We start from the raw sequence: 26,056 nt of genomic DNA, 5'->3' as shown, positions 1-26,056 counted from the left end.
GCTTCCAGCCTGGTCCACGGTACAAAACCCACTGAACACGGGAAAAATCTGATGACTCTGAAAAGATCTTTTGCGCCTCGCTTTCAACGCACCGCACTATACACGGGGTGCCTTATAGCCTCTCTGGCCTCTACCACCCAAGCCAGTGAAACTCTGGCTCCCCTGGTGATTACCAGCGACTGGCTGGGCAATGCAAGTAAGGAAGAAGTAAAGGTTTATCCGGGCTCAAGGGATCTGGTCAGTAAAGAAGAGCTGCATGAACGGGGCGCCCTCAATATAGAGGATGCTCTACGCAACACACCCGGAATACAGGTGCTGGACGAAACAGGCACCGGCATATTGCCGAACATCAGCGTCAGAGGCATGAATCCACTGCGCAGTGAACGGGTACAGTTTTTAGTCGATGGCTACCCCATTGCGATTGGCCCATACACGAATGTCGGCGTTTCCCTTTTTCCGGTAACCTTCCCAAGCATTGAAAGTATTGATGTTGTTCGCGGCGGCGCAGCCGTTCATTACGGCCCAAACAACTTGGGTGGTGTTATCAACCTGCATACACGTGAAATCCCACAGGAGCTATCCCAAACCATCCGTGAACAAATTACAATCAGCGAAGATAGCGGTAATCTGCTAAATGATTTTTACTACCGTGCCGGTGGCGCTGTAAACGAAGATCTGGCAATGCAAGTGCAAGTAAATGCGCAAAGCGGTGAAGGCGCTAGAGAACACTCCGACACAGATGTAAAAAATCTGATTCTGGATGCCCGATACACTCCAAGCATGAATCACGAGATATCAGCTCAACTTCAGTATTATGATGTTGATGCTGAACTGCCAGGAGCATTAAGCCCCTCAGCCTATAAAAATGATATCACCCAATCTCAACGTCCCTATGATGACTACAACGCAGACATGCAGCGAGGCACTCTGGCCTGGACATATACACCCAGCGATTCACTGGAGCTGCAGTGGCGTAACTTTGCCCATAGCGCCGACAGAACCTTCTTCTTTGGCCAACGTCTAGGTACGGATGACCATTGGGCGGACCCAGCCCTGGACTCTACTCATATTGCAGATTCACCCCGCCTGTTTAAAGTATTTGGCACCGAGCCACGGCTGACACTGCATAAAGATAATCATGCGATTACCTTAGGCGCACGCTACATGAGTGAAACCGTTGACTTCGATGTCAACCGTCAGGAACTGGCTACAGGTAGTACATCTAATGTACGGGACTGGCACTTCGAAACCAAGGCTTGGGCGGCCTACGTCAGTGATACCATCACCTTGATGCAGGGTGATCTCGCAATCACTCCCGGTATTCGCTTTGAAACTGTTAAAACGGATTATGAAGATGGCATATCGGGGAGTAAAAATGAGAACAATGTCAGTGAATGGCTACCGGGACTGACTGTAGGCTACCAGGCAACGCAAAAGCTGTTTATTTTCAGTAATGCTCAACGGTCCCTGGTTCCCGTTCAAACCGCTCAGGTCACTAAAGACGGAGAAGTTGATAATGAACTCGCCTGGAACTATGAACTAGGCGCCAGAGTTCAGGCAACCCGTGACCTGGCTGCAGGTATAACCCTGTTCCGGATTGATCATGAAGACCTTATTCAATATGACAAACCCAGCGACAGCTATATCAATCTTGGTAAAGCACGGTCACAAGGTATCGAGCTGACCGGTGACTGGCAGGCATCTCAACAGTTTAAAGTTGGTATTAGCTACTCGTACCTGGATACCGAACAACTCAGCGGTGATAACAAAGGTAATGAATTTCCGAACGCCCCCAAGCATAAAGTGGGCGCAGAGGCTGTTTATCAGCAAAACCAGTGGCAAGGCAGCCTGACAGCCTCCCACGTCAACGCAAGCTACAGTGACGCAGCTAACACAGAAAGCGAGACCAGTAACGGAAGTGCCGGCAAACTACCGGCTTATACTCTGGTTAATGCCCGTATTGCTCGAGACATCGACCTTGGAACAAGTACCGATCTTGAGCTTGCTCTTTCTATCAATAACCTGCTGGACGAGGACTACTACTTCCGAGGCGCAGACGTAAGTCCGGTCGGGCGTATTCCGGGTAGCGGTCGCGCTTTTATCGTGAGTACTCAACTCGACTTCTGATATAGCGTGCCCTTAAATGAAGTCAGCCCACCATGGGCTGATTTCATTTATTGATTGAAAGACAATAGCCCCTTCAATGCTTTGACCCAGCACAACACCCACTCTACGGCTTAATCCATATCTGGAATAATCACCGCATCAGAACAACAATTAAGTAACCGTTGCCATTATTAACAAAATATCAAACCGTCTGTCACGCTAGGCTCTGCCTCTGCCAACGTTCAGGTTCCATCACGCAGCATAAGCTGCTGAATGCGGGTTCTGGACAAACGGCATAAAGCGCACTGGTAAAGAACTGAAGTCATGGCTCGTATCCATTAACAGCGCATCTGCTGCGGCTTGCTGAATCAGCAGAGTACCATCAGCTGCCAGGCGAGCCGGAGCCAGTACAACACGATAATCCTGCTCACTACCGTTACTCAGCATAAAGCGTGCATCATCATCTTGAACGTGACCGCTGACACGCACATCGCCTTTGACACTTTCACGCACGGTATGGATCTCATCACGGGCACACTGAACTGATGGGCCGCCATCAAACAGGTCTACGTAACCGGCAAACTGGAATCCTTCTTTTTTCAGCATATGCAACGCAGGTGCAGAAGAGTCATTAGGTTTTCCAATCACCTCACGGGCGTCCTGAGGCAGAAGATCGATATAGATCGGATATTTCGGCATAAGATCAGAAATAAACTGCGTGCCTTTCAAAGCAACGGTATTGACCGCTTCCTGAAAATCAATACCAAAAAACTGACGCCCCAGATTCTCCCAAAGAGGTGAATTACCGTCTTTGTCCTGCCAGCCCCTAAGCTCAGCCATAACCGTTTCACTAAAACGCTCGGGAAAGTCTGCCATCGCCAGAAAACGTGCACGGGATAAAAACTGCCCCATGCCGGGTTTGCGGAATTCAGGAGATACAAACAGCGAACCCACTTCAGTCGCCCCGGTATAATCATTCACCATGCTCAATACACGAGCCTGACGGGTTACAGCCAGATCATTACAGCTACTGACCAGTGTAGAGATTTTGTAAGAGTAGAAAGGGCGATCCAGACCGATACCCGTATAGATCGCTGTTGAGCCGATCACATGACCTGATTCCGGATCTTCCAACACCATAAAGTAGGTGCTCATCGGATCTTTTTTACCCTGATCAGAAAAAGCGCGCTCGGTGGCTTCAATCTTTTTCAGCCAAGCCTCACGATCTGCTGGCATAGAGGTCATTCCCCGTCCTACAGTTTTGGACAGTGCCATCAGATCTTCAAGATCTTTCATTTGGCATGGACGAATAATTAACATAAACCTACCCTTCCTTCTCAGCTCTGCTGTCCGGTAGAGCAGATCCGGCAACAGTGTTTCTTAATCTATTGTTATATGCTGGCACCCCAATAAAAAGAGCCACTTCTATGACCCTAATTTTAGTTTCGAAGTGACGAAATGAGTTGTTTGATTTCAGGAAAAAAATGCAGATATTGCAGAATAACTTCCAGGTCACAAAATAAAATTCGGCATTATTAAAAAAGCTTGCACCGCCTACAGTAGAAACGCAAACTACGCCATCACCGCTACAGAGCTGGTAATATCAGTACCTAAAGTGTATAGCTGGTAATAAAAACAACTGTAATAGCTGCTAAAAGAACCTATAAAATGCAACTGGATAAGATAAGTCGAAATATTCTTTCGATCTTGCAAAAAGAAGCCAGAATTACTAACCAGGAACTGGCTGACCGCGTGGGATTGTCGCCCAGTTCCTGTCTTAACCGAGTCAGAAAGCTGGAAGAAGCCGGCCTGATCGGCCCTTACCTGAGCACTATCAATCTGCCAAAAATCTGCCGAAGTGTAGAGGTCATTGTCACCGTCAGCCTGAAAGACCAAAGCACAGAGGCATTCAGAACATTTCAGGCCGCAGCCCAAAGCCATCCTGAAGTGGTGGAATGTTATACCGTTAGCGGCAGCTTTGATTTTTTTCTACGCATCGTGGCACCGGATATGATGCGCTATAACGAAATCAACGATCAGCTGTTGGATGTATTACCCGGTATGGTGAACCTAAGCAGCCATGTGGTATTAACAACGGTTAAACCTTTCCGGGGGTATCCACTGAATGCCCTGATGGATGAACATTGTTAGTCATTGATTTCAGGAAAATCACCCGCAAGCTTAAAACCGGCAGAGACATAAACTGCGAACACTTTTAAAACAGATAGTATATGGGAACCTCCATGACGGAACTTGAACAGCCGATGACCGAGCACCTGTTAATCGAAGACCTTATTGAAGGCACTGGCACTGAAGTAAAAAAAGGCGGAGCTTTAGTGACGGCTCACTACAGAGGCTGGCTGGAAGATGGCACCGAGTTTGATAACCCCTACGACAAAGGCCAACCATTCCAGGTGGTGCTGAGTCGTAAAAAAGTGATCGCCGCCTGGGTAGAAGGCTTAAAAGGTATGAAAGTCGGCGGCAAACGTAAACTACAGGTGCCTGCCGAGATGGGTTATGGCGAACGGGGCTTTGGTGACAAGATTCCACCTAACAGTAATCTGATTTTTGAGATTGAGCTGCTGGAAGCGTTGAATCGGGAGTGATATGCGGAAGAATTGGAAGAGACTGATGCAACGACTCTAAAGCCGCTTCGAGGCTCGTTGATAGACTTCGTCTTTTTCCCGTTTTCCAATCGCGACAACAAAGACCGTCACCGTATCATCGATAACCTGATAAATAAGGCGATAACCCGAAGCACGCAATTTGATTTTATAGCAGTGATCCAGCTCTCGGAGCTGGTTCGCAGCCACATGAGGGTTTTCGAGTACTTCTGCTAACTTCTTCTTAAACTGTTGGCGAACACTATCACCTAACTTGTGCCACTCCTTTAGCGCCCGACGATCAAAGTCGAGGTTATAAGTCATCCAGACTGACCCTCACAGGTTGTGGATTATTCAGGCGTTCGCGCACTTCGTTCAGAATCTGCTCATCCTCATCGGTCACCAGTGTTTTTTTAAATGGCAAGCGACCGGTTTCCGCGACATATTCCAAAGTTTGCCGTAACAGTTCTGAAGGGGTGACGCCCAGCTCTTGTAGCGCCTGATAGGAACGCTCTTTAAGCTCATCATCAACACGGAACGTGACATTGCCCATTTCTTATACCTCGCACTACGAATGTAATGACAATTGTAGTGCAAGCTATTTATTTTAACGACAAAAAAACCTGACCATTTCTGATCAGGGGTAAGAACATACAAAAAGAGAAGGTCAACCGTTCGGGTTAGAAGGGCTCTCTCGAGTAAAACCGATCAAACCCGCTGGAACGGGTACACAGAACCCAGTTGCAGGATCTGAGTCAGTTCGTCCAGAGCCGTACGGGATTCGATCAGCAGCTGAGGATCTGCCAGATCGGCGTCCACGATGCGGTCACGGTAGTGGCGCTCGACCCAGTCGTTCAGCGTGGTGAACAGCTTATCACTCATACGGGTGGCGGGGTTGAATGCCGCCAGTTCCGCTTCATTCATCGCCACGCGCAGACGTAAGCAAGCGGGGCCGCCGCCGTTGCTCATGCTCTGTTTCAGATCGAACACTTTGAGTTCATCGATCGGGCTGCTGCCATTGACCAGCTCAGACAGATAGCTCCAAACCCGCTCGTTGCTCTTACACTCTTCCGGTATCACCAGCAGGGTGCGACCATTCGGCAGGCTCAGGAGTTGACTGTTAAACAGATAGCTCTGAACCGCATCCTCTACGGATACATGGTTAGCCGGAACTTCAATAATATTAAAGTGGCCACCCATAGCCTCGGTCAGTTGCTGTTTAACCGCCGCCTGATTCAGAAACGCCTGCTCATGGCAAAACAAGGTGTCACGATTACCCACCGCGATGACGTCATTGTGGAAAACACCGGCATCGATCACATCCGGGTGCTGCTGTGCATAAACCACATGGCGATCACTCAGACCGTGCAGGCGGGCCACGGCCTGAGAAGCTTCCAGCGTATGACGGGCCGGGTACTTTTTAGGTTCTAGACAGATCTTGGGTTCTGGACAGTTCTTGGGTTCTGGATAACGGCTGCCGAAAGCACTACGACCGAAAACAAAAAACTCCACCCCCTGCTCGCCATACCCGTGGCAGAAACGGGTATGGTTCGCCGCACCTTCATCACCAAAGTGCTCCACACCCGGTAGCGCCGGATGGTGGGCAAAGTAATTCTGGTCGGCAAAGGTCGCCTGCAAAATACGGCCTGTGGTTTCATGCTCAATCGAGCGATGAAACTTATTGGTCAGATTAGCGGGTGTAAAATGCACCTTGCCATCTGACGTGTCCGCACTGGGGGAGACCGTAGCGGCGTTAGCCGTCCACATACTGGATGCAGAACAGCAGGCTGCCAGAATACGTGGGGCTTCTTTTGCCGCCTGCGCCAGCACATCAGCATCGGAACCGGTAAAACCCAAACGGCGCAGGGTAAACAGATCAGGACGCTCCTGGGGTGCCAGTACCCCCTGAACCATACCCATATCGTGCAGAGCTTTCATTTTTTGTAAGCCCTGCAACGCCGCCAGTTTTGGGTTAGATGCATGGGCTCCGTTACTCTGGGAGGCAACGTTTCCAAACGACAAGCCACTGTAGTTATGAGTTGGCCCCACCAGACCATCAAAGTTTGCTTCAAATGCTTTCATTATCCACCTGCTATTGAATACGTTTTATTTGATGGTCAGACCCGGAGATAAATTCTCCGGCAATACCAGATGATCCGCTTCCATCCCCGCAACAGGATACGAGCAGTAATCTGCCGCATAGTAAGCACTTGCGCGGTGGTTACCACTGGCACCAACACCACCAAACGGAGCACTGCTTGCTGCGCCGGTCAGCTGCTTGTTCCAGTTCACGATGCCTGCGCGAATGCGGTCATAGAAGTAATTAAAGCGCGCTTCACTGTCACTGAACAGTCCGGCAGACAGACCGTATTGGGTGTTGTTGGCCTGACGGATCGCCTCATCAAAATCGCTGAAACGGATCACCTGCAGCAGCGGGCCAAAGTACTCGTCATCCGGCAGCTTGTCCGCTTCAACCAGAGCGGTCACATCGATCAGACCCGGCGAGAGAAAGCCGGTACCCGGCTTCAGTTTCTCCAGTTTCACCAGAGGGCTTGCGCCCAGACCGATCAGGTTATCCTGAGCTGCCGCGATGCCATCAGCCGCAGCTTCCGAGATCAGACTGCCCATGAAAGGTGCGTCTTCATCAAACTGACCGCCCACTTTGATCCGGCTAACCGCTTCCTGCAACTGAGCAATAAACTGGTCGCCCCACTCGCCTACAGGAACAAACAGGCGGCGGGCGCAGGTGCAGCGCTGACCACTGGTGATATAGGCGGACTGAATCGTTTCATGTACCGCCGCTTTCATATCGGCAACTTCATCGATAATCAGCGGATTGTTGCCGCCCATCTCCAGTGCCAGAATCTTGCCCGGATGACCGGCAAACTGCTCATGCAAAATATGACCGGTGCGGGAGCTGCCGGTGAAGAACAAGCCATCAATACGGTCGTGACCGGCCAGTGCGATACCGGTATCTTTCTGGCCCTGCAGCAGGTTAAGAACCCCCGCTGGCAGACCGGCTTTCTCCCACAGCTGCACCATAAATTCGGCAACATGCGGCGTCAGTTCACTTGGCTTTAACAGCACGGTATTACCCGCCAGCAGTGACGGTACGATATGACCATTGGGCAGATGACCGGGGAAGTTATAGGGGCCAAACACCGCAACCACACCGTGTGGCTTATGGCGCAGAACCGCACGGGCACCGGCAACGTCACTGACACGGCTGCCGGTACGTTCGTTATAAGCGTTTACCGAGATCGCGATTTTTCCAACCATCGCCCCCACTTCGGTGCGGGTTTCCCAGACCGGTTTACCGGTTTCCGTGGCGATAATCGTCGCCATCTCTTCTTTGTTATCACCCAGCAGCTCAGCAAAGCGACGCGCAATCGCTTCACGGTCAGCAAAAGGCATCATCGCCCACTCTACAGAAGCTTCACGGGCGGCGTTGACCGCCAGCTCAACCTGGGCCGCAGAGGCCTCTTTACCCTGCCAAATCACCTCGCCGGTGGCGGGATTCAGAGAGGTAAATTCAGAACCTTCACCCGCTTGCCAGACTCCATTGATAAAACATTGCCCGGTATTGCTACTTGAAGTACTTGCAGTCATTTTAGAATCTCCTTCCAGACGCCATCGGTACAATACGTACCGTGGTGCCTTCTGTAATCTGAAGTGCGTCAGCCACGGCTTGTGGCAGGCCGACAACATGGTTACCAACAATATCCACCGCCGTCATACAGCAGCGAAAACTGGCAAAATCAGTGGTACTGACCAGATAAAACTCACCTTCCGGCTGATGCTCAGTTTTATCATTCATTACATGGGCTTTTACGTAGCGACTATCCTGCACCGCCCGAAGATCATTGGTGCGGGATACCAGAGTTGGCCCGCCATCGAACATATCGATGTAACCGGTATAGCGCATACCTTCTGCTTCCAGCAGTTTACGGGCCGGTGTTGTTGCCTCATGGGTTTTACCGATCGCTTCCTGCGCATCTTTTGGCAGCAAGTTGGTATAGATGGTGTTCTTTGGCATCAACTCAGCAATAAATACCTTATCCATAGAAGAGAGTGTGTCAGCTTCGGCAAAGTCCAGAGAAAAGAAGTGACGACCCAACCCCTCCCAAAATGGAGACACACCTTTATCATCGGAATAACCGCGCATCTCGGCAATCAGGTATTCATTAAAACGTTGGGGGAACTCCGCCAAAAACATAAAGCGGGACTTGGAAAGCAGGGCTCCATTTTTACTGTGCCGTGCTTCAGGGCTTAAAAATAATGTACACAACTCCGAATACCCAGTGTGGTCGTTGGAGATGGTCAGGGTATGAATCTGGTTATAAACATTCAGCTCGCGAGAAGCATGTACCAAAGTACCCACCCGATAGTTGTACCAGGGTTCGCTCAGGCCGACTGCCGCTTCAATACCGCAAATGCCCACCACGTCGCCTGTATCGGTTTCCTCCATGACAAACAGATAGAGCGCTTCATCAGGCAAACTACTGGGTTTAAATGCCTCTAGTGCAGCCTCAATTTTACCAGCGACCTGCTCGTCATTATCTTGCAGGGAGGTAAAGCCTGGGCCGGTTTTGCGAGCAAGTTCTCGCAAGGCTGTATAGTCATCAGCCTGAATTGGACGAACCACCATCATGGCGGATTGCTCCTCAAAGTCTCAGAAAGGTTGTTTGCCAGTTATGCCGTACTGACGTTTATTATCATTTTCAGCTTCCTGCCTGAATGCTTCCCTGTTCTTCAGCCTGGTGCAGACATATTTCGATTCGCACCGAACAAGCTCTGCTTTACAGCCAAAGCAACCGGGCACTATCGCCGGAAGCCAGCTGAAGCGCCTCAGCCTGAGCTTCACTCAGCGTCGGCTGCTCTGGGTTAATAGATGCCATAATGCAACGATAATGATTCAGTTGATTATTGCTGATCAGAGCCAGAGAATGATTGCTATCGCCGTCATCTCCCACGCCAACAACCACAGGCATGCAGCGACTTTGGCTAACAGAGCGAACATATTCGGTTCGGGCTTCTAACGTAGGGCCTGCATCAAAAATATCCACATAACGGCGATACTCAAACCCCTCTTCTTCCAGCAGCTTCTGCACATCACGCATATCTTCACGGGACTTACCCAAAACAGCCTGAGCATCAGGGTTGAGCATAGGAACATAAACCGGATAATGCGGCATCAGATCCGCAATAAAGCCTTTGGAGTTAATGCCGGTGAGATAATTGGCTTTGTTGAAATCCATATTGAAGAAATGTCGCCCCAGACACTCCTAGAACGGCGACTGATTTTTCTCATCCGCCACACCCTGTAGTTCGACAATCAGCCGGGGAGAAAAGCGCTCAGGATGAGCAGCAATAAACAGCATACGGGCACGGGAAAGCAGATGAATATTCTCAGGCTGACGATACGCTTTACCTAAAAGCTGATCATCCATAAACAGGGTATAAAGGCGGGACGCTCCCGTGTAATCCTGGCAAAGATGCAGCGCCGGTACTCGGTTATGGATCTGTAGCTCACTAGAAGCATGCACCACATCATCAATACGGTAGCTGTAAAACGGCGACGCAATCCCCACCGCCGCCTCAATACCGGAAACACCAACCACTTCACCACTGTCAGTATCTTCCAGTACAAAGTGATAACTCTCACCTGCCGGACGCTCTACCTCTTTACGCAGTGACTGCTGGGTATTATTGATGAGCTGACTCAAATGGTCACGGTTATCCGGCAGGGTCGTCATACGGCCACCAGAGATCACGGCCAGGCGCTCAAGCCCCGCCAGATCGTGAAACGCTAAAGGGCGCAGTACCAGCATCAACCTTTCTCCTTCTGAACACCCAGCCAGCTCAGATCATCTGACGTGGCCAGTTTCATCAGCATCAGTGCACTCAGCTTAGCCCGTTTGGTAAAGCTGGATACTTTGACATATTCATCAGCGGAGTGAATCTTGCCGCCCTGAACACCCAAAGTGTCGATATTGGGAATACCCGCCGCCGCCAGATTATTGCCGTCGCAACAGCCCCCCGTTGGCAGCCACTGAATCTGCATACCCAGGTCAGCCCCGCAATCTTTCGCCAGTCGGAACAGCCTTTCGTTAGCAGGTGTTAAGACTTTAGGCTTGCGGGTAAAGCCACCATGCAGCTCAATCAGAATACCTTCACGGGCATGGATCGCTGCAACAATCTCAGCTAAGCGGTTCTGGCACCAGCGCTCATCTTCCGGCTGTTCCAGGCGAATATTAAATTTAGAAACGCACAGATCCGGCACAATATTGACCGCACCGCCGCCTTCGATAAAGCCAGGATTGATCGTTACGCCATCACGCTGACCATTGAGGTCATCCAGCATCGCGATAAAGTCCGCCATGGCGCGAATAGCGTTTCGGCCCAGATGGTGTTCACGACCGGCATGGGCAGCCCGGCCACGAATGACGACACTGAAGTTACCACTGCCTTTACGCTCACCGGCCAGATTGCCATCCGGGAAGCTGGGTTCGTAGATAAGACCCAGATTAACGCGCTGAGCTGCCTCGGCAATCAGAGGCGCACTTGCCGCTGAACCTATCTCCTCATCAGGATTAAACAGAATCTCCCAACCGATACGTTCAGCAAACGGGCTGCGTTCCAGGGCCTGAATAGCCGTCAGCATCACCATCAAACCGCCTTTAAGATCAGCAACACCGGGGCCATTCAGAGTGTCATCATCCAACCAAGTGATCGTCTGAAAATGATGGTCAATAGCAAATACGGTATCCATATGGCCGCAGAAAAAAATCTGTAGCGGCGCTTCCGGACGCTTGCGAATACGGATCGCATCGCCCAGGGGAAACTCTTCAACAACGCCTTGATTATTAACGCTTTGGAAGGGAGCCACCTTAATGCGCTCAACCTCTCCACCTAAAGGCTCACAAATTCGGATCAGAGCATCACCGACACGGTTAACACCGTCAGCATTCAGACTGCCTGAGTTGATTTCAGAAAGGGCAATGGTATTGGCCAGCATGGTGTCGTGCTGTGAATCGATCCACTCAAGCCATGGGGTAAAGTCGTTACTCATCTCAAGACATCCTTTTTTGCGTTGTCTCCATTATTGTTGAAGCACGCAAGAGTTTCTGTCCGGGATGCGACCTTTTTTTTAGATTGGGGACATGGGGGGGAGGCCTGAATGCTCTAAAATAGAATTCTAACAACAAGGCCAGCTCGGCGTTATGAAAGCTTTTCTCTTAGATAAAAATTATCAGTATCTGATCTAACACTCAAAGCAGAAAGGTCTTTTAGTAATAGCAAAACGCTGCAGTCATCGTTTACATCAGATAGCATCACTTGATCCTGAAGATGTTCGCGCCAGTAGCCATCTGAGCACAATATAAAATCAGAGTCTTCACCCAGCTGAAAAGAAACACTTTCGGGCTTAGCAAAACGCTGTGCTTTATAACAGCGAGTGAGCTGGTGCCGCGAGTCTTCTGATAGGGCCATGCCCGTCTGATATTCAAGCTGCTGAAACTCCATTGTGTGAGGATCATTGATCCACTTTATATCCCCATTTTCTTCTAGCAAGCCTGCCCTGACATCTCCTACAAACAGCAGCAAACCATTCCGATTCTTTGTATCTACAATCACTAGAGAATAGCTGGCTTTTTCATGAAGACATTGCAAACGAAGGGATCGCCATTGACTCTGGATTTTCAGTATCAAGGATTCTGAGGAGAAAAGATCCTCCGGTTCAACAAGCTCAACACAGCGCTTAGCCCACAAATTTGCAAATTCACAACTTTGTCGGCTTTCAGCCGCATCCACAACAACAATGCCAATCACAGATCCAAATGCAACTATTGCCGCTGCATCAGAGTTGCTTAACCTTCCCTGTCCCTTCTTACTGCGCCACTCCATGTGCATTTTTAGACTCCAGCCATTTTTTCAATACGCTGAAACAGAATGTTTTCACGCTCATCATAGCCGTCAGCCTGACTGGAAATAGCATATTCAAACATACTGTTTTCAAGCAAAGCTCTGAACTCTTCTTCTATATACGCTCTTACATCTTCAGGACCTTGATGAATTTCATCAGTAAGTTCTGGGCGCCCATCAACAACATTCAGAATATCCTCAAGATCGCGGCTCCCCAGAACATCGCCACCACCCCTTCCTTTCCAGGCCTCTAACTTAGTGGCAATAAAATATACTGGGTCAACTAGGCGAATAACCAACTCAGCCGTCAAAGCATAGCTTTCCGAGTTTTCTAGCGCTGCCCGATACCAACGATTTGTAAAACCCAACACAGCCTCATCATCAGGCATAAAATCAACTCTCAATTGCCCTAGCTTCATCGCACAAATGGGCTCATTCTCATCCCCAGGTTCAGGCATGGAATTTCTAAAGCCATTCACCTGAAGTTGACGCTGAAGTTTATCGAAACCGTTATACCCAATTACATGAATAATCAGATCGACATCGTCTGTACTTCGTATACTTTCCAGTGTCACTTCATCACTGATGAATAAGGCCGTTGTACAACCACCGACAAAGGCCACCTCTTTCCGTAAGTCGCTTCCTAACGCCTCTGCAACTTGAATCAACATTTGCTTCTGTGTGATCCGCTCACTCATAATGGCCTCATCCTCTTTTTCAGCATGTCTTTTGCCAAATTAGCCTCTCTAGGCTGACCAACTCTAATAGCATCAACAAGTGCTAATAGAGCATATAGTTCAGGATCTTTTCGAACAGCAAAGGTAACCGACTTATGCAAAGGTTCAATAGCAAGTCCCTTACTATGACCAGATGCATCTGGCCATACAGGAATTAAATCACCTGCGCTAATAAGCATTTCATGCAAAACCGGAGCAGCAAATGCGGTTCCTATCCCCCTTACTAGAGTCCCGGGTTTTACATGAAAAAAATACTTAGCCCCCGAGATCAAAACCTCTTCCAGAGCTACATAATTACAGCGCGGGACACCATATTTCCTATCTTTTTTGACGAGCCCAATATCAATGCAACGCTTCAACGATTCATTAACTTGCGTCTTACTAATCCCTGTTTCCAACTCTAAAGAACGAGCGGTATATACCGCTGCTCTGAATTGCTCTGCATTTACGCTATCTAAAAAACCTCTATTTTCTAATTCCTCATCCCAATCGCACCAATCTACTGGCCAAGCATTACGAACCCCATCAAAACTTGACCGCGGCACTTCTTGTTTTTGCAAAGAAATCAGCTTCAGCATCAGAACAACATCTTGACTTTTCATCATCCCTCCAAAGACCAATGTCCTTAAAACCGGGACACAGGACAACAATTACCTGTAGCACAGAAAAAAGCAAGACCTAAACAGACACAAAAAAAACGGCCAGAGGTTTTCACCTATGGCCGTTTTAGATTTATCAGAGCTGTCAGGTCGGGCTATTACGCCTTAGCGGTTTCCACTACCTTGGCAATGGCGTCAGCCAGTTTTGCCATACCTTCGCGGATATCTGCTTCCGGGATAATCAGAGACGGTGCAAAACGCAGTACGTTAGGGCCGGCAACCAGCATCATCAGGCCTTGCTCACGGGCTGCAGCTAAGAATTCACCGGCTTTACCGTGCCACGCTTCGATCAGTTCTGCGCCAATCAGCAGGCCGCTGCCGCGGACTTCTTTGAAGATGCCGAAACGTTCATTCAGTTTATTCAGCTCTTCATTGAAAATCGCATTACGGGTGGCGACACCGGACAGCACTTCAGGGGTGTTGATGATATCCAACACTTTCTCAGCGACCGCACAGGCCAATGGATTACCACCGTAGGTGCTGCCGTGAGTACCAAAGCCAAGGCTTGGAGCCACTTTATCGCTGCACAACATCGCGCCGATAGGAAAGCCGCCACCCAGGGATTTAGCCGTAGTCAGTACATCCGGTACTACGCCACTTTCCATATAGGCATACAGATGACCCGTACGACCTACGCCGGTTTGCACTTCATCAAAGACTAACAGGGCATTATGCTCATCACACAGCTCACGAACCCCTTTCAGGAATTCAGCATTCCCCGGAATCACACCGCCTTCACCTTGCGTTGGCTCAAGCACGACACCACAGGTTTTATCGGAGATAAGGGCTTTAAGTGAGTCCAGATTATTAAACTCAGCGTGCTCAATCGCACCCGGAGCCGGTTCAAAGCCTTCACGGTATTTAGGCTGGCCACCCACAGAAACAGTAAACAGCGTACGGCCATGGAAGCCCTGTTTGAACGAGATGATCTCGTTCTTCTCAGCACCAAAGTTGTCGTAAGAATACTTACGTACCAGCTTGAAAGCGGCTTCGTTAGCTTCTGCACCGGAGTTACAGAAGAAAACCTTGTCCGCAAAGGTGGCATCGGTCAGTTTCTTCGCCAGTCGCAGCGCAGGCTCATTGGTGAAGACGTTGCTCAGATGCCACAGCGTATCGGCCTGTTCTTTCAGAACCGCCACCAACTCAGGGTGACAGTGACCCAAAGCATTTACCGCAATACCACCGGCAAAATCGATATATTCGTTGTTATCCTGATCCCATACGCGAGAGCCTGCTCCGCGAACCGGCACCATCTGCTGAGGGTTGTAGTTCGGCACCATAACATCATCAAAAAGAGCGCGGTTCACTTGCTGTGTAGTCATATCAATCTTTACCTTGTTAGCTCGAATGCCATAATCGAGCTGTTTTATCATTTTCAGCGCAGCCACTTTGAGGTGAAAATGGCAGCCTGGCTCTGCGCTGAGTTATTGTAAAGCACGTGGTTAGTATTGCGTGCCTTCCGATTGAGTCTGAAACGACTATGCCTTCCAGATAAAACCAGAAAATCTTCTGTTTACAGTATCGGTAAAAGCGGGCTGGGATAACATAGTCGGATTTGTTATAGCGCGACACAAACTTGCTCTAAGCTGACATTTGTTAATCTGTCAGCGGCTATCAGTTCCGTAAAACGGTATTCTACAGTTGGTTTGAACCCAATATGCCAAATACGCTCATCCAAGTACGCTGTCTGAGACGATCATTCAGGAGATATCCGTTGCAAGCCAGTCAGTCAGGACGAACCAAGAATTTCACCGCTAAAGCCCGGCCTAAGCGCTATGGCTTTTTGCTTGTGCCCAACTACTCTCTGATCGCTTTTTCATCAGCGATTGAGCCGTTACGCATGGCAAACTGGATAACCGGTGACGATTTCTACGAAACAACGCTGATCAGTCATGACGGTGAAGCGGTCGCCAGTAGCTTTGGAGTACAAACACTCGTTAATCACAGCCTGAATGACCTGCCGGAGCTGGATGCTATTTTTGTCTGCGGCGCCAGTCCGATAGCCCGAACTGGTAATGATGCCATTATCGCTTGGCTACGTCAGCAAAGGGACAACCAAATGGCTATCGGAGGCATAGGAACCGGTTCTTATATTCTGGCCTGTGCGGGTCTTTTAAACAATCATAAAGCGACGATTCACTGGTGGGATATCGACAGTCTCCGGGAAGATTTCCCCCATACTCAGGTCACCAATAACCTGTTTGAGATCGATGATAAACGCTACACCTGTAGTGGTGGCACGGCGGCTATGGATATGATGCTGTTTCTGATCCGCCAGCAGCACGGGATGGATCTGGCTGCATCTATTTCAGAGCAGTTTGTTTGCGAACGTATGCGCACGGGAGATGACCCCCAAAGAATCCCACTGAAAACCCGGATTGGTGCCAGCCAGCCCAAGCTGATCGAGGCTGTGCAGCTGATCGAAGCCAATATTGAAGAACCTTTAAGTGCCGATGATCTGGCTCGACATGTAGGTGTTTCCCGTCGCCATCTGGAACGCCTGTTTAAGAAACACCTGCAAACAGTGCCTTCCAAACACTATCTTGAGTTGCGGCTTGAACATGCTCGGAAATTACTGCGCCAAACCGACAAGCCCGTGCTTCAGGTGGGCCTGTCCTGTGGTTTTGCCAGTGCCTCTTATTTCAGCACGGCATACCGAAATCACTACGGTCTGACCCCTAGAGAAGAGCGTAAACGCCTGCAGGATCAGGAGGAAAATATAAACCCACACCCCGTGGTAACTCAGCGCTCTCAGCTCATCTGATAAAAGCCTTCATAGCTCCGTATTGATCAGCAGCCTCCTGATATCTCGACAGAGTGGCTGTGATCCTCTACATTTGGCCTCTATTACGCCCGAATATCAGTCCCATCAACCTTAGAAGGATCTGCCGTGTCCCGGTCTACTCGCTCTGTTCTTTTTTTCACTTTTTTTACGACGGTATTGCTGAACGGTTGCGCTGGCATACAGTCAACAGGTAAGCAGTCTGTCAGTATTGAACAGATTCCTTTTCGGGATGAAAATTTTAAAGCCTGTGTACTTGAACAGAAGATTTCCGACCCGGCAGAAATCACTGAGCTAGACTGTAGCCTGCGCAATATTCAATCCGCAGATGAGCTTTTTTACTTTCCAAACCTTCAGAAACTGGATCTGAGCCTTAATGAGATCAGCTGGCTGGATATTCGGGCAAACAGTCAACTTGAGAGTCTGAAGCTTTTCCCGTCAAACCACCTGAAGGCAATGAAGTTCAGCCATTACCCTCAGCTCAGAACTCTGGCTCTTGACGGCAGAGATGGAGAAATTGCGGAAGATGCCCTGCAAGCGATGCCTGCACTGGAAGAGCTGACCCTGGGTTTCGAAGACATGACAAAGCTGAAAATCCATCAATCTGAACTGCGCTCACTTAGCCTTCTCAACAGTAAATCTCTGAACAAACTGATCCTTAACACGCCGTCTCTGGAAGACTTCTACAGCGACCGGTCCCAGCTTAACTGGCTGGACTTTTCCAGCACTCAGAAACTGGTCAACCTGGAGATTCGAAAGACACCTTTACAGAAGCTCACGCTGGATACACAGCCAGACCTGGAAAAGCTCTGGTTACAGGAAGGTAATCTGACAACCATTGAGCTAGGGTCAACCCCAAAACTGAAGCAACTGGCTATCCGTCATCAACAACTGAAGGCGATTGACCTGAGTCAGGCCCCCAATATCCGCGAGCTGGAGCTGAATAACAACCGTCTGACCGCGTTGGATTTAAACGGCTTGCGACAACTGAATCGTCTGAATGTAAAAAACAACCCTTTGCCGGACCTGTACAAGGCTCTGGGTAACAGCAGTTTATTTCTGTATTGTATTGATGCAAACCAGCTGGATTACACCGTTGAGGTTTTCAGCCTGGACTGCCGTGTAGGGCGTGATATAGAACCTCATGCGTTTAAAGTACTCAGCAATATTCGCAGCCTGAAGCTTCGTCTTTCTCCGGGTGTTGAACAGCTTAACCTGAGCCATCTTTCCGGTCTTGAATCTCTGGTTATCCATAGTCAGAAGCAAGCATTAAAAAAGGTACTTCTGCCTTCCAGTCGTTATCTGGCCAATATTGATCTGAGTAACAATCTGCTGAAAAGCATTACGTTGCCAACACTCCCTAAATTGCAAAAGCTAAATCTGCGGGAGAATAATCTGACTGGATTCAAGTTATCAGCCCAGCCTCAACTCAAACAGCTGAGGCTCACTGGAAACCCGTTGAAACATGCGCAGTTCGCAGCTCAGCCTAATCTGGAAGCCCTGTTTATCAATCAGACAGCGATAAAAAAACTGCAGCTTACCAACCAGCCTAAGCTTAAAAAACTGGTTTTGAGTAAAGGGAAATTTGAAAAACTAAAGCTGGATCTGCCCGAGTTAAAAGAGCTGGATCTGCGCTGGAATCCTAATCTGAAAAAAGAGGAGATGCAGATAAGTCCTGCCACAAAAATGTCACTGACACCGACAAAAAATGAAGCAGGTCACTATCCTCTCTCACCGCCACCGATTGCCTCGAACTGAAATACCATTTCACCTATAGGAACCTTCAGAGGATAAGCGCTTCAACAGGCTGACGCCTCTGACAGAATAAGATCTGCTGCTTTACTCGCAATCGCCAGAGTTGCAGCAGTGGTATTACCACTAACCAGATTTGGCATCACAGATGCGTCAACCACTCTCAGGTTATCCATACCGTGAACTTTCAGCTGGTGATCAACAACCGCATCGCCTTCGCTACCCATTTTACAGGTACCAACCGGGTGATAAATGCTTTCAGCAAACTGCCGAATATAAGCTTCTTTTTCCTTTTGGGTCTGACAGGCCTTGCCTGGCCGCCACTCTCTTTTACCAAAACGCCTTATTTCCGGCTGATTCAGTAATTCCCGGGCGCTGTCCAATGCCCGCACCATACCTTTTATATCCTCACTTCCCTCATCACTCAGGTAGTCAGGCTGTAACAGCGGCGCATCCTGATACCGATCAGAGCGCAATCCGACATAGCCCCGGCTTTTAGGCCGCAGTAAACAGGCTCTCAGGGTATAACCGAAATAACGTATCGTTGGCGCAAGATTCAAACCATGCTCTACTTCCAGGGCAGGTAAAAAATGATGTTGAACATCTGTTCTGGATGTTTGGGGATCTGTCGCCAGAAAGGCTCCGGCTTCTGCAAAATTCGAAGTTAGCACACCTTTGCGTTTCGGGTAGTCCAGTACGCCTTTAATTCCCTTTGGCCAAAAAATAGGATTCAGAGAGACCGACCGACAGCCTTTCTCCAGCCAACTCACACTGATATCCAGATGATCCTGAAGATTTTTCCCGACACCTTCCAGCTTATGCCGCACCGTAATCCCCTGGGTAGCTAACATCTGCTCCGGCCCGATACCTGATAACATCAGAAGCTGAGGTGTATGCAAGGCACCAGCTGAAAGAATAATCTCTCCGCTGACCGGAAGATATAATTCATGACCCGCAACCTGATAATGAAGACCGCAAACACGCTTATTCCGTATTTTTAAACGCTGCACACAGGCCCCTGTAATCACCGTCAAATTACGACGCTCAGAAGCTGGCGTCAAAAAAGCTTTAGCGCTACTGCAGCGGCTACCATCACGCTGCATCACCTGATAAGGGCCGACACCCCACTGATCCTGACCATTAAAATCATGATTCAAAGGCAACCCCAGTTGCTGCCCAGCTCTAAGATAAGCTTCAGATAAAGGGTTAAAATGCCGTAATGCCTGTACCGATAGCTCACCGCCTTCACCGTGCCAGGGGTCGGCACCTCGTTCAAAATCCTCTACCCGCTTAAAATGAGGTAAAAGCCCCTGGTAGTGCCAGTCATGCCGGATGTCAGGATTAAAACTTTCTGCCCAAAGATCAAAATCTTCCGGCTGCCCCCGCGTATAGCACATCGCATTAATAGAGCTGCTACCGCCCAGCGTTTTGCCTCTGGGCCAGAATAGCCTGCGCTGATTCAGCCCTTGCTGGGGTTCAGTATAAAACGCCCAGTTCAGCCGTTTGCTACGCATTAATGCAAGAATTCCAGCCGGAATATGAATCAGAGGACTTGTATCAGCTGCCCCTGCCTCCAAAAGCGTAACCTGGCAATCCGGGTTACGGCTTAAACGTTCAGCGAGAAGGCAGCCTGCCGCACCGCCGCCTACAATCACATAATCCATCATGGTTTTTTCTGTCTCTTGTTATTGTTATCGCTATAGTCCGTTTTATTTACACCTGAGGTCATCAACGATCAGCGTCAGATCAGAGTAATCAATGCCATGGAAACAATCAAACATACGTTCGATTTATAAATTTCATCATCGGCAACCCGATTCTGGGCATGCATCACAAGAGACGCCTGTTTACCCTAGTCTGCGCGACAACTTGCCTCAGCAAGCATCCATGAGAAAGTGCTAAAGTTTCTGCAAACACCATCGGCGAATACCTCCATGACCCTCTTTATTGAATTAAAAACGATGAGCCGTAAGACCCTGCTGCTATTACTGATAGCAGGAGGTGTTATCGGATATGCTCTGGCACCGGATGAGGGTTTTGGCGTGCGTTTTGAAAACCGAAGTGCACAAATGATCACAGCTATCAAGCTGGACTTTGGCAGTGCTGACGGCCAGTCTAGCCTGCAAACATTCCGCCTTGCTTCCGGAGAGTTTCGGACACTATTTCTGAACCATCCCCCGGGGGCTGGATTTAATGTTCAGGTATTCTACGCAGACGGACAGAAAAGAGAGTTTTGTGCGCTGAAAGGTAACAAGGATGTAAGGCCAACCCTGATTCTGCAACCCTGAGTGCACAAGGCTTGAGCTTCGCAAAACACCAAGATCAGACACCCAGGTATACAGGCAGCAACGCCCCCGAAAGAGCGATCCCTATGAAACCAGGTATCCCGTGCTTTCGGAGGAAGTGGCTATATCAGCTATTGGTTGATTCGAAAATCTTATCCGCATTCGCTTCAACAAAGCCTTGATATACCACACCATCTGAGTCTGGATAACGCAGGGCAAACTCATAGAAGCAGGTCGGAATTTCGTGTTTCTCACCGCCGGAAAACTCGATCTGCTGACGGTCAGCCATAGTTGATCCCTGCTCCAATAGCGCAGCAGGTGAGCCTTTCACTTCACCACCCACAGTATTCACAGCATAGCCTGCTGCTTTAACGCAGCCGAGGACATGTTGAATCTGGGCCGTTGCGCTAAAGTCCGCCACACTATTCAGATGATTGATACTAACCGTAAAGTGATTCACACGGATACCGATTGCCAGCAGCCAGGCTCCGTATTCTGTCTCCTGCATCAGTTCTTTGTAATCTTCAAAACTTGGGGCGCTCCAGTGACGCCCGGACCAGAATACGCTCTGATCAACCGGCCCTGCGGTGATCTCTGCAATGTATTTCGCCAGGATCTTTTGTGCGGACTCACTCAGTTGCCCGGTGAGTAGCTCAGAGATAAAAATTTTCGGTACAGAGGCGTCTGGGTGGATATAACTACGAGCACGCAGTTTCTTTGCTTTAAACTGATACTCATCCTGCAGGCTGTATCCCATCGCCAACACCAGAGGCTCCAGACTCTCCAGCTGCAACGGTGTATGAGCAAAAGTACGAAAAGCAACATGATCATTAATCACTTCACCATCCGTGCCTTCAAAAACCTTACGGATCACCTCTGCCTGAGGTGTGATAGCAATATAGTCCTGCCAAAGATTGTCAAAAAACTGAACCGGATTCATAAGTCACCTGGGATGATACGACTGATAGTCTTTTTGTTTTAAATGCCGTTTTAAACATAGCTGCCGCTTAAACATAGCCTGTTAGCAGAACGGGCTGTTCACAACGATCTACGCCTTTATTCTGATAACAAATAAACTCATCAACAAACAAAAAAACTTAACCCCATGATCAATATAAATTTATCCTTACCGCTCTGGGGTGATCTTTCAGCCAGTCCTGCATCCAATCAATAAAAGCTTTAACTCTGGCATTTTCAGGCGCGATCTCTTTATGAACCAACCAGTACCCCGGCATCAGCGCAGGATTTAATCGACTGATTGGCTGCTCTCCTAATGGCGCAACAAGTCGCCCTGCAGCAATACCATCCAGTGCATCACCTGTTGATATCATGGCGACGCCCAATCCCCGGTTTGCCGCCTCAAGAAGCCCGGCATGACTGTCTAAAGGAAGAACCTGCTGATCTACTGCAGCATCAACCTTGAGTATATCCAACACACGCCCCCATAGCGGAACAGATAGAGGAGTGCACAGCAGCCGGTGATAGATCAGATCACTCGCCTGAGTCAGGGAAATACGCTCCGGTAGCTCCGGTGCGCAGACAATCAGCTTGTCATCCGTTAACAGCAGCTGCTGTGACTCAAAACCCCACTCGCCAAAACCCCACTGAATGGCAAGGTCCAGACGTTGAGCTTCAAAATCGGGGAAGGGTACAGAGGTTGATACCTGAACGAGGCAATCAGGGTAAGCGGATTCAAACTCGGACAAGCGTGGTAACAGGCAGTTCACCGCAAACCAGGGCGATGAACTGACTCGAATGACAGGCCTATGATGCTGACCGCAAACTTCATCCACACCACGCTGCATCAGTGCCAGGCCTCGCTCCACATAATCCAGCAGTTGCTGACCGGAAGCCGTAATGACGATACCGGACGGTTTCCGCTCAAACAACTTCAGGCCCAGCTGATCTTCAAGGGATTTAATCTGTAAGCTTACCGCCTGAGGCGTAATGCAGAGTTGCTCGGACGCCTGTTTAAAGCTGCCTAACCGGGCAGCAACCGCAAAGATCTGAAGGGCACGCAGTGATGGAAGATATTTAGACATAGCGGACTAACCTGATAGGGCTCGGCAGGTGTGAGTTTTCCAACTCCTGCCTGAACGTAAAAACCCGATGCTTTCACATCGGGTTTTCTTAACGTAACCGTGGGTACTTCACTTAGGGTTAAGCTTTGTACGGATCACGCAATACGATGGTTTCTTCACGGTCCGGGCCAGTGGATACGATATCAACCGGAGCGCCAACCTGCTCTTCCAGGAAGGCTACGTAACCACGGGCAGCCTGAGGAAGCTCATCCATAGTTTTTGCACCAACCGTGGACTCAGTCCAGCCCGGCATCTCAACATAAACCGGCTCAACGTCACCAAAAGCAGATGCATCAACAGGCAGATCCAGTAAGGTGCCATCTTTCAGCTTATAGTGTGTGCAAATCTTGATCGTTTCCAGGCCATCCAGTACATCCAGTTTTGTCAGACAGATACCAGAGATAGAGTTAACCTGAACAGAGTAACGCAAGGCAACAGCATCAAACCAACCACAGCGACGTGAACGCCCTGTCGTAGTGCCAAACTCATGGCCTTTTGTTGCCAGATGCTCACCACAGCTATCAAACAGCTCCGTCGGGAAGGGGCCGGAACCTACGCGAGTGGTATAAGCCTTAGTAATGCCCAGAATATAATCCAGATACAAAGGACCAAAACCGGAACCTGTCGCAGCACCACCAGCGGTAGTGTTGGAGCTGGTTACAAACGGGTAAGTACCATGGTCGATATCCAGAAGGGAGCCCTGGGCACCCTCAAACATGACATTATCACCGTTCTTACGGTAGGCATGCAGCTCGCTGGTGGCATCGCAAACCATCGGGCGCAGCTCTTTTGCCATTTCCGTGCAATCTGCGATCACTTTTTCCGCATCTACCGGCTCTTCTTTATAGAAGTTTTCCAGCATAAAGTTGTGATAGGAAACGATCTCACGCACTTTCGCGTCAAATACTTCCGCATTCATCATGTCACCAAGACGCAGGCCACGACGAGCAACTTTATCTTCGTATGCAGGACCGATACCCCGACCTGTTGTGCCGATTTTATCAGCACCGCGGGCACGCTCACGGGCCTGATCCAAACGCACATGGTATTCCAGAATTAATGGGCATGACGCACTCAGACGTAAACGATCACGTACCGGTACACCCCGCTCTTCCAGCATACGAATCTCTTCTAACAGAGCATCAGGAGCCAGTACAACGCCATTGCCAATTATACAATTCACGTTGTCGCGCAGAATGCCTGAAGGAATCAGGTGCAGCGCTGTTTTTTCGCCATTAACCACCAGAGTGTGGCCGGCATTATGGCCGCCCTGAAAACGGACAACTGCAGCAGCGGATTCTGTTAACAGATCAACTACTTTACCCTTACCTTCGTCACCCCATTGGGTGCCTAGTACTACGACGTTTTTACCCATTACTGCTTTCTCATTCACTCGAACTCAGACTGTAAACAGTCTCGCCCATGCAGGCTGATTAAAAAATTCGGTTAATTGGTTCAACAACCCACTGGCCATCATCTTTAAGGACCAGCTCACTGTCGCAACCCATCTCAAGTGCACTGACATTCTGATCAGGTAAACCACTCACTACCCGGGTGCCTTCACTGCGCAAAGCCCGAATCGTAGAGAGAAGCTCCTGATCATCGCTGTAACCTGCCGGCGCATACACACCGGATACGGGATCATTTTTTTGTAAGAGTTTTGCCAGAATTTTCAGGTCAGCACTAAAGCCTGTTGCAGGCCGTGCGCGTCCAAATACTTTTCCGGTTTCATCATACCGGCCACCTTGGGCAACCGCATGTGAATAGCCTGGAATATATGCCGCAAATACCATCCCTGTGTGGTAGTTATAACCACGCAGTTCCGCAAGATCAAAGTTGATCTCAACATTTGGATACTGGTTTTTAATAACATTAGCCGTCTGTTCCAAACTGGTCAGGGCCTCTTTAACAGATGCCGGAGCATCAGCCAGCTCAATCTGAGCCTGGGCCAAAATATCTGCACCACCGTTCAAACGCGCAAGACGTGAAATCATACCTCTCACAGACTCATTAGCAATATCTCTTGCCACTATTTGATCAATTTCGCCATAAGCTTTATGTAAAATGGCATCAAACAGTGTTTTTTCCTGATCTGAACTAAGGTGTGCTTCACGAATAAGCGCCCGATAAATACCAACATGGCCCATATCCAGATAAATCTTTCCGGCACCAGCTGCGATAAGCGCCGAGATCATCAACCCCAGAATCTCGCTATCACTCTCCAGCCCCTCATGACCAAAAAGCTCAGCCCCAAGCTGCATAGGACTGCGTGAACCCAGCATACTGCCGGCTTTTGTCCGCAGTACATTAGCACAATAGCAGAAACGAGCTGCACCTTGCCGCTTCATGGAATGAGCATCCATCCGGGCAACCTGTGGGGTGATATCCGCAGCAATCCCCATCATCCGTCCCGTCATTTGGTCGGTCACTTTGAAGGTTTGCAGATCCAGATCGTTACCACTGCCGGTCAACAGAGACTCAAGATATTCAGCCGGAGGCGGGAAAACAAGGTCATAGCCCCAGCTATGGAACAGATCCAATAATTCACGACGAAGCTCTTCAATCTGCCGTGCCTGAGGCGGCAGCACCTCTTCCATGCCATCTGGAAGTAACCAACGATCTGCAATGGTCATAATTCAGCCTGTTTTTTTATCTGTATCTATCCATCACCGGTCAGACTAGACAGCCTTTCCAACCCAGATCTATCCGGGTCTAAAGCAATGACTTACCCGTTATTTTTTCGGTACCCGATGGTCATTAAAGCGGATACTGATGCCTGATCAACTCCGCACCAGGTACAGTATGATCAGGCCGATCAACATGCTGATCGCCCCCATCATACGAAGATGTTGATCCGGCACCTCAGCGATTGTTGCAACCAATCTGCGCCAACGGGAAGGGTTTGCAAAGGGAATAATCCCCTCTATAACAAACACCAGGGCCAACGCAGTAACCAAAACTTGCCAATCCAACAGAGTATCTCCACAAAGGCGGGCTAATTTAAGGGGCAGCCTATCACTGCTAATCCACCCTTTTGCCGGAATCTGCACACAAAAAAACCGGGGCGAACCCGGTTCGACACATTCTACCACGATTAGGATTTACAACCATGGTTTGCCAGTGGCTTT

Annotated in this window: 24 protein-coding genes and 1 pseudogene; 6 read left to right on the top strand and 19 right to left on the bottom strand. The window is 49.3% G+C overall.

What is annotated here, in order from left to right; genetic code table 11:
* The first annotated feature begins 51 nt into the window (after positions 1 to 51).
* Entirely contained in the window at positions 52 to 2,127 is a 2,076-nt protein-coding gene (locus tag BTA35_RS12980) for a TonB-dependent receptor family protein (RefSeq protein ID WP_103989744.1), read from the top strand.
* A gap of 231 nt (positions 2,128 to 2,358) precedes the next feature.
* On the opposite strand, the gene BTA35_RS12975 is transcribed toward BTA35_RS12980, so the two are convergent.
* Entirely contained in the window at positions 2,359 to 3,426 is a 1,068-nt protein-coding gene (locus BTA35_RS12975) for an arginine N-succinyltransferase (RefSeq protein ID WP_078320242.1), read from the bottom strand.
* A 348-nt stretch (positions 3,427 to 3,774) separates the two neighbouring features.
* Between BTA35_RS12975 and BTA35_RS12970 the strand changes: the two genes are divergently transcribed.
* The gene (locus BTA35_RS12970; protein ID WP_078320241.1) at positions 3,775 to 4,257 is read left to right on the top strand and encodes an Lrp/AsnC family transcriptional regulator; all 483 of its coding nucleotides are present in this window, start codon (positions 3,775 to 3,777) and stop codon (positions 4,255 to 4,257) included.
* A gap of 92 nt (positions 4,258 to 4,349) precedes the next feature.
* Entirely contained in the window at positions 4,350 to 4,712 is a 363-nt protein-coding gene (locus tag BTA35_RS12965; protein WP_238377594.1) for an FKBP-type peptidyl-prolyl cis-trans isomerase, read from the top strand.
* 36 nt (positions 4,713 to 4,748) lie between these two features.
* Here BTA35_RS12965 and BTA35_RS12960 read toward each other — a convergent pair whose 3' ends face one another.
* From BTA35_RS12960 to BTA35_RS12910, 12 genes and pseudogenes are all read right to left on the bottom strand, one after another.
* On the bottom strand, positions 4,749 to 5,033 hold the full coding sequence (locus tag BTA35_RS12960) for a type II toxin-antitoxin system RelE family toxin (RefSeq protein ID WP_078320240.1): 285 nt from the start codon (positions 5,031 to 5,033) through the stop codon (positions 4,749 to 4,751).
* Positions 5,023 to 5,262, bottom strand: a complete 240-nt coding sequence (locus tag BTA35_RS12955; RefSeq protein WP_078320239.1) for a type II toxin-antitoxin system RelB/DinJ family antitoxin — start codon at positions 5,260 to 5,262, stop codon at positions 5,023 to 5,025. The genes BTA35_RS12960 and BTA35_RS12955 overlap by 11 nt, the downstream gene beginning before the upstream one ends.
* Positions 5,263 to 5,417: 155 nt before the next feature.
* Complete coding sequence (gene astB, locus BTA35_RS12950; RefSeq protein ID WP_078320238.1) at positions 5,418 to 6,791, bottom strand: N-succinylarginine dihydrolase; 1,374 nt, start codon at positions 6,789 to 6,791, stop codon at positions 5,418 to 5,420.
* Positions 6,792 to 6,815: 24 nt separating this feature from the next.
* Entirely contained in the window at positions 6,816 to 8,318 is a 1,503-nt protein-coding gene (gene astD / locus BTA35_RS12945; protein ID WP_078320237.1) for a succinylglutamate-semialdehyde dehydrogenase, read from the bottom strand.
* Between the two features lies 1 nt (position 8,319).
* On the bottom strand, positions 8,320 to 9,360 hold the full coding sequence (astA, locus tag BTA35_RS12940; protein WP_078320236.1) for an arginine N-succinyltransferase: 1,041 nt from the start codon (positions 9,358 to 9,360) through the stop codon (positions 8,320 to 8,322).
* A 148-nt stretch (positions 9,361 to 9,508) separates the two neighbouring features.
* A complete protein-coding gene (locus BTA35_RS19015; protein ID WP_488175227.1) occupies positions 9,509 to 9,700 on the bottom strand; it encodes a hypothetical protein in 192 nt (63 codons plus the stop codon).
* A 33-nt stretch (positions 9,701 to 9,733) separates the two neighbouring features.
* A pseudogene (locus tag BTA35_RS12935) lies at positions 9,734 to 10,540 on the bottom strand (arginine N-succinyltransferase); the annotation flags it as partial.
* The gene (locus BTA35_RS12930; RefSeq protein ID WP_078320235.1) at positions 10,540 to 11,781 is read right to left on the bottom strand and encodes a hydrolase; all 1,242 of its coding nucleotides are present in this window, start codon (positions 11,779 to 11,781) and stop codon (positions 10,540 to 10,542) included. The pseudogene BTA35_RS12935 and the gene BTA35_RS12930, both read right to left, overlap by 1 nt.
* A 149-nt stretch (positions 11,782 to 11,930) precedes the next feature.
* Positions 11,931 to 12,620 carry a protein phosphatase 2C domain-containing protein gene (locus tag BTA35_RS12925; protein ID WP_078320234.1) on the bottom strand — a complete coding sequence of 230 codons (690 nt, stop codon included), beginning with the start codon at positions 12,618 to 12,620 and terminating at the stop codon, positions 11,931 to 11,933.
* 2 nt (positions 12,621 to 12,622) lie between these two features.
* Positions 12,623 to 13,330 carry a hypothetical protein gene (locus BTA35_RS12920; protein WP_078320233.1) on the bottom strand — a complete coding sequence of 236 codons (708 nt, stop codon included), beginning with the start codon at positions 13,328 to 13,330 and terminating at the stop codon, positions 12,623 to 12,625.
* Entirely contained in the window at positions 13,327 to 13,971 is a 645-nt protein-coding gene (locus BTA35_RS12915) for a hypothetical protein (RefSeq protein ID WP_078320366.1), read from the bottom strand. The genes BTA35_RS12920 and BTA35_RS12915 overlap by 4 nt, the downstream gene beginning before the upstream one ends.
* A gap of 155 nt (positions 13,972 to 14,126) precedes the next feature.
* Positions 14,127 to 15,350: an aspartate aminotransferase family protein gene (locus BTA35_RS12910; RefSeq protein ID WP_078320365.1), complete on the bottom strand. Its 1,224-nt coding sequence runs from the start codon at positions 15,348 to 15,350 to the stop codon at positions 14,127 to 14,129.
* Between the two features lie 392 nt (positions 15,351 to 15,742).
* Here BTA35_RS12910 and BTA35_RS12905 point away from each other — a divergent pair, with 392 nt between their 5' ends.
* Positions 15,743 to 16,792, top strand: a complete 1,050-nt coding sequence (locus BTA35_RS12905) for a GlxA family transcriptional regulator (protein ID WP_238377593.1) — start codon at positions 15,743 to 15,745, stop codon at positions 16,790 to 16,792.
* A gap of 126 nt (positions 16,793 to 16,918) precedes the next feature.
* Positions 16,919 to 18,568, top strand: coding sequence for a leucine-rich repeat domain-containing protein (locus BTA35_RS12900; protein WP_078320231.1), 1,650 nt, complete (start codon positions 16,919 to 16,921; stop codon positions 18,566 to 18,568).
* 41 nt (positions 18,569 to 18,609) lie between these two features.
* On the opposite strand, the gene BTA35_RS12895 is transcribed toward BTA35_RS12900, so the two are convergent.
* Positions 18,610 to 20,229 carry a GMC family oxidoreductase gene (locus BTA35_RS12895; protein ID WP_078320230.1) on the bottom strand — a complete coding sequence of 540 codons (1,620 nt, stop codon included), beginning with the start codon at positions 20,227 to 20,229 and terminating at the stop codon, positions 18,610 to 18,612.
* A 228-nt stretch (positions 20,230 to 20,457) separates the two neighbouring features.
* On the opposite strand from BTA35_RS12895, the gene BTA35_RS12890 reads away from it, so the two are divergent.
* Entirely contained in the window at positions 20,458 to 20,850 is a 393-nt protein-coding gene (locus BTA35_RS12890; protein WP_139363664.1) for a hypothetical protein, read from the top strand.
* 124 nt (positions 20,851 to 20,974) lie between these two features.
* On the opposite strand, the gene BTA35_RS12885 is transcribed toward BTA35_RS12890, so the two are convergent.
* The 5 genes from BTA35_RS12885 to BTA35_RS12865 form a co-directional block, all read right to left on the bottom strand.
* Positions 20,975 to 21,787, bottom strand: a complete 813-nt coding sequence (locus BTA35_RS12885; RefSeq protein WP_078320228.1) for a DUF1338 domain-containing protein — start codon at positions 21,785 to 21,787, stop codon at positions 20,975 to 20,977.
* 169 nt (positions 21,788 to 21,956) lie between these two features.
* On the bottom strand, positions 21,957 to 22,889 hold the full coding sequence (locus tag BTA35_RS12880) for a LysR substrate-binding domain-containing protein (RefSeq protein ID WP_078320227.1): 933 nt from the start codon (positions 22,887 to 22,889) through the stop codon (positions 21,957 to 21,959).
* Positions 22,890 to 23,007: 118 nt separating this feature from the next.
* Positions 23,008 to 24,303 carry an adenylosuccinate synthase gene (locus BTA35_RS12875; protein ID WP_078320226.1) on the bottom strand — a complete coding sequence of 432 codons (1,296 nt, stop codon included), beginning with the start codon at positions 24,301 to 24,303 and terminating at the stop codon, positions 23,008 to 23,010.
* A 58-nt stretch (positions 24,304 to 24,361) separates the two neighbouring features.
* Positions 24,362 to 25,561 (bottom strand): ATP phosphoribosyltransferase regulatory subunit, encoded by a 1,200-nt coding sequence (locus BTA35_RS12870; RefSeq protein WP_078320225.1) that lies wholly within the window; start codon positions 25,559 to 25,561, stop codon positions 24,362 to 24,364.
* A 147-nt stretch (positions 25,562 to 25,708) separates the two neighbouring features.
* Complete coding sequence (locus BTA35_RS12865) at positions 25,709 to 25,900, bottom strand: DUF2065 domain-containing protein (protein WP_078320364.1); 192 nt, start codon at positions 25,898 to 25,900, stop codon at positions 25,709 to 25,711.
* Positions 25,901 to 26,056 lie beyond the last annotated feature (156 nt).

Source organism: Oceanospirillum linum (genome assembly GCF_001995095.2).
Taxonomy (GTDB): Bacteria; Pseudomonadota; Gammaproteobacteria; order Pseudomonadales; family Halomonadaceae; genus Oceanospirillum; species Oceanospirillum linum.
The sequence above is the reverse complement of the archived record's forward strand: the minus strand, read 5'-3'. Positions and strand labels throughout refer to the sequence as shown.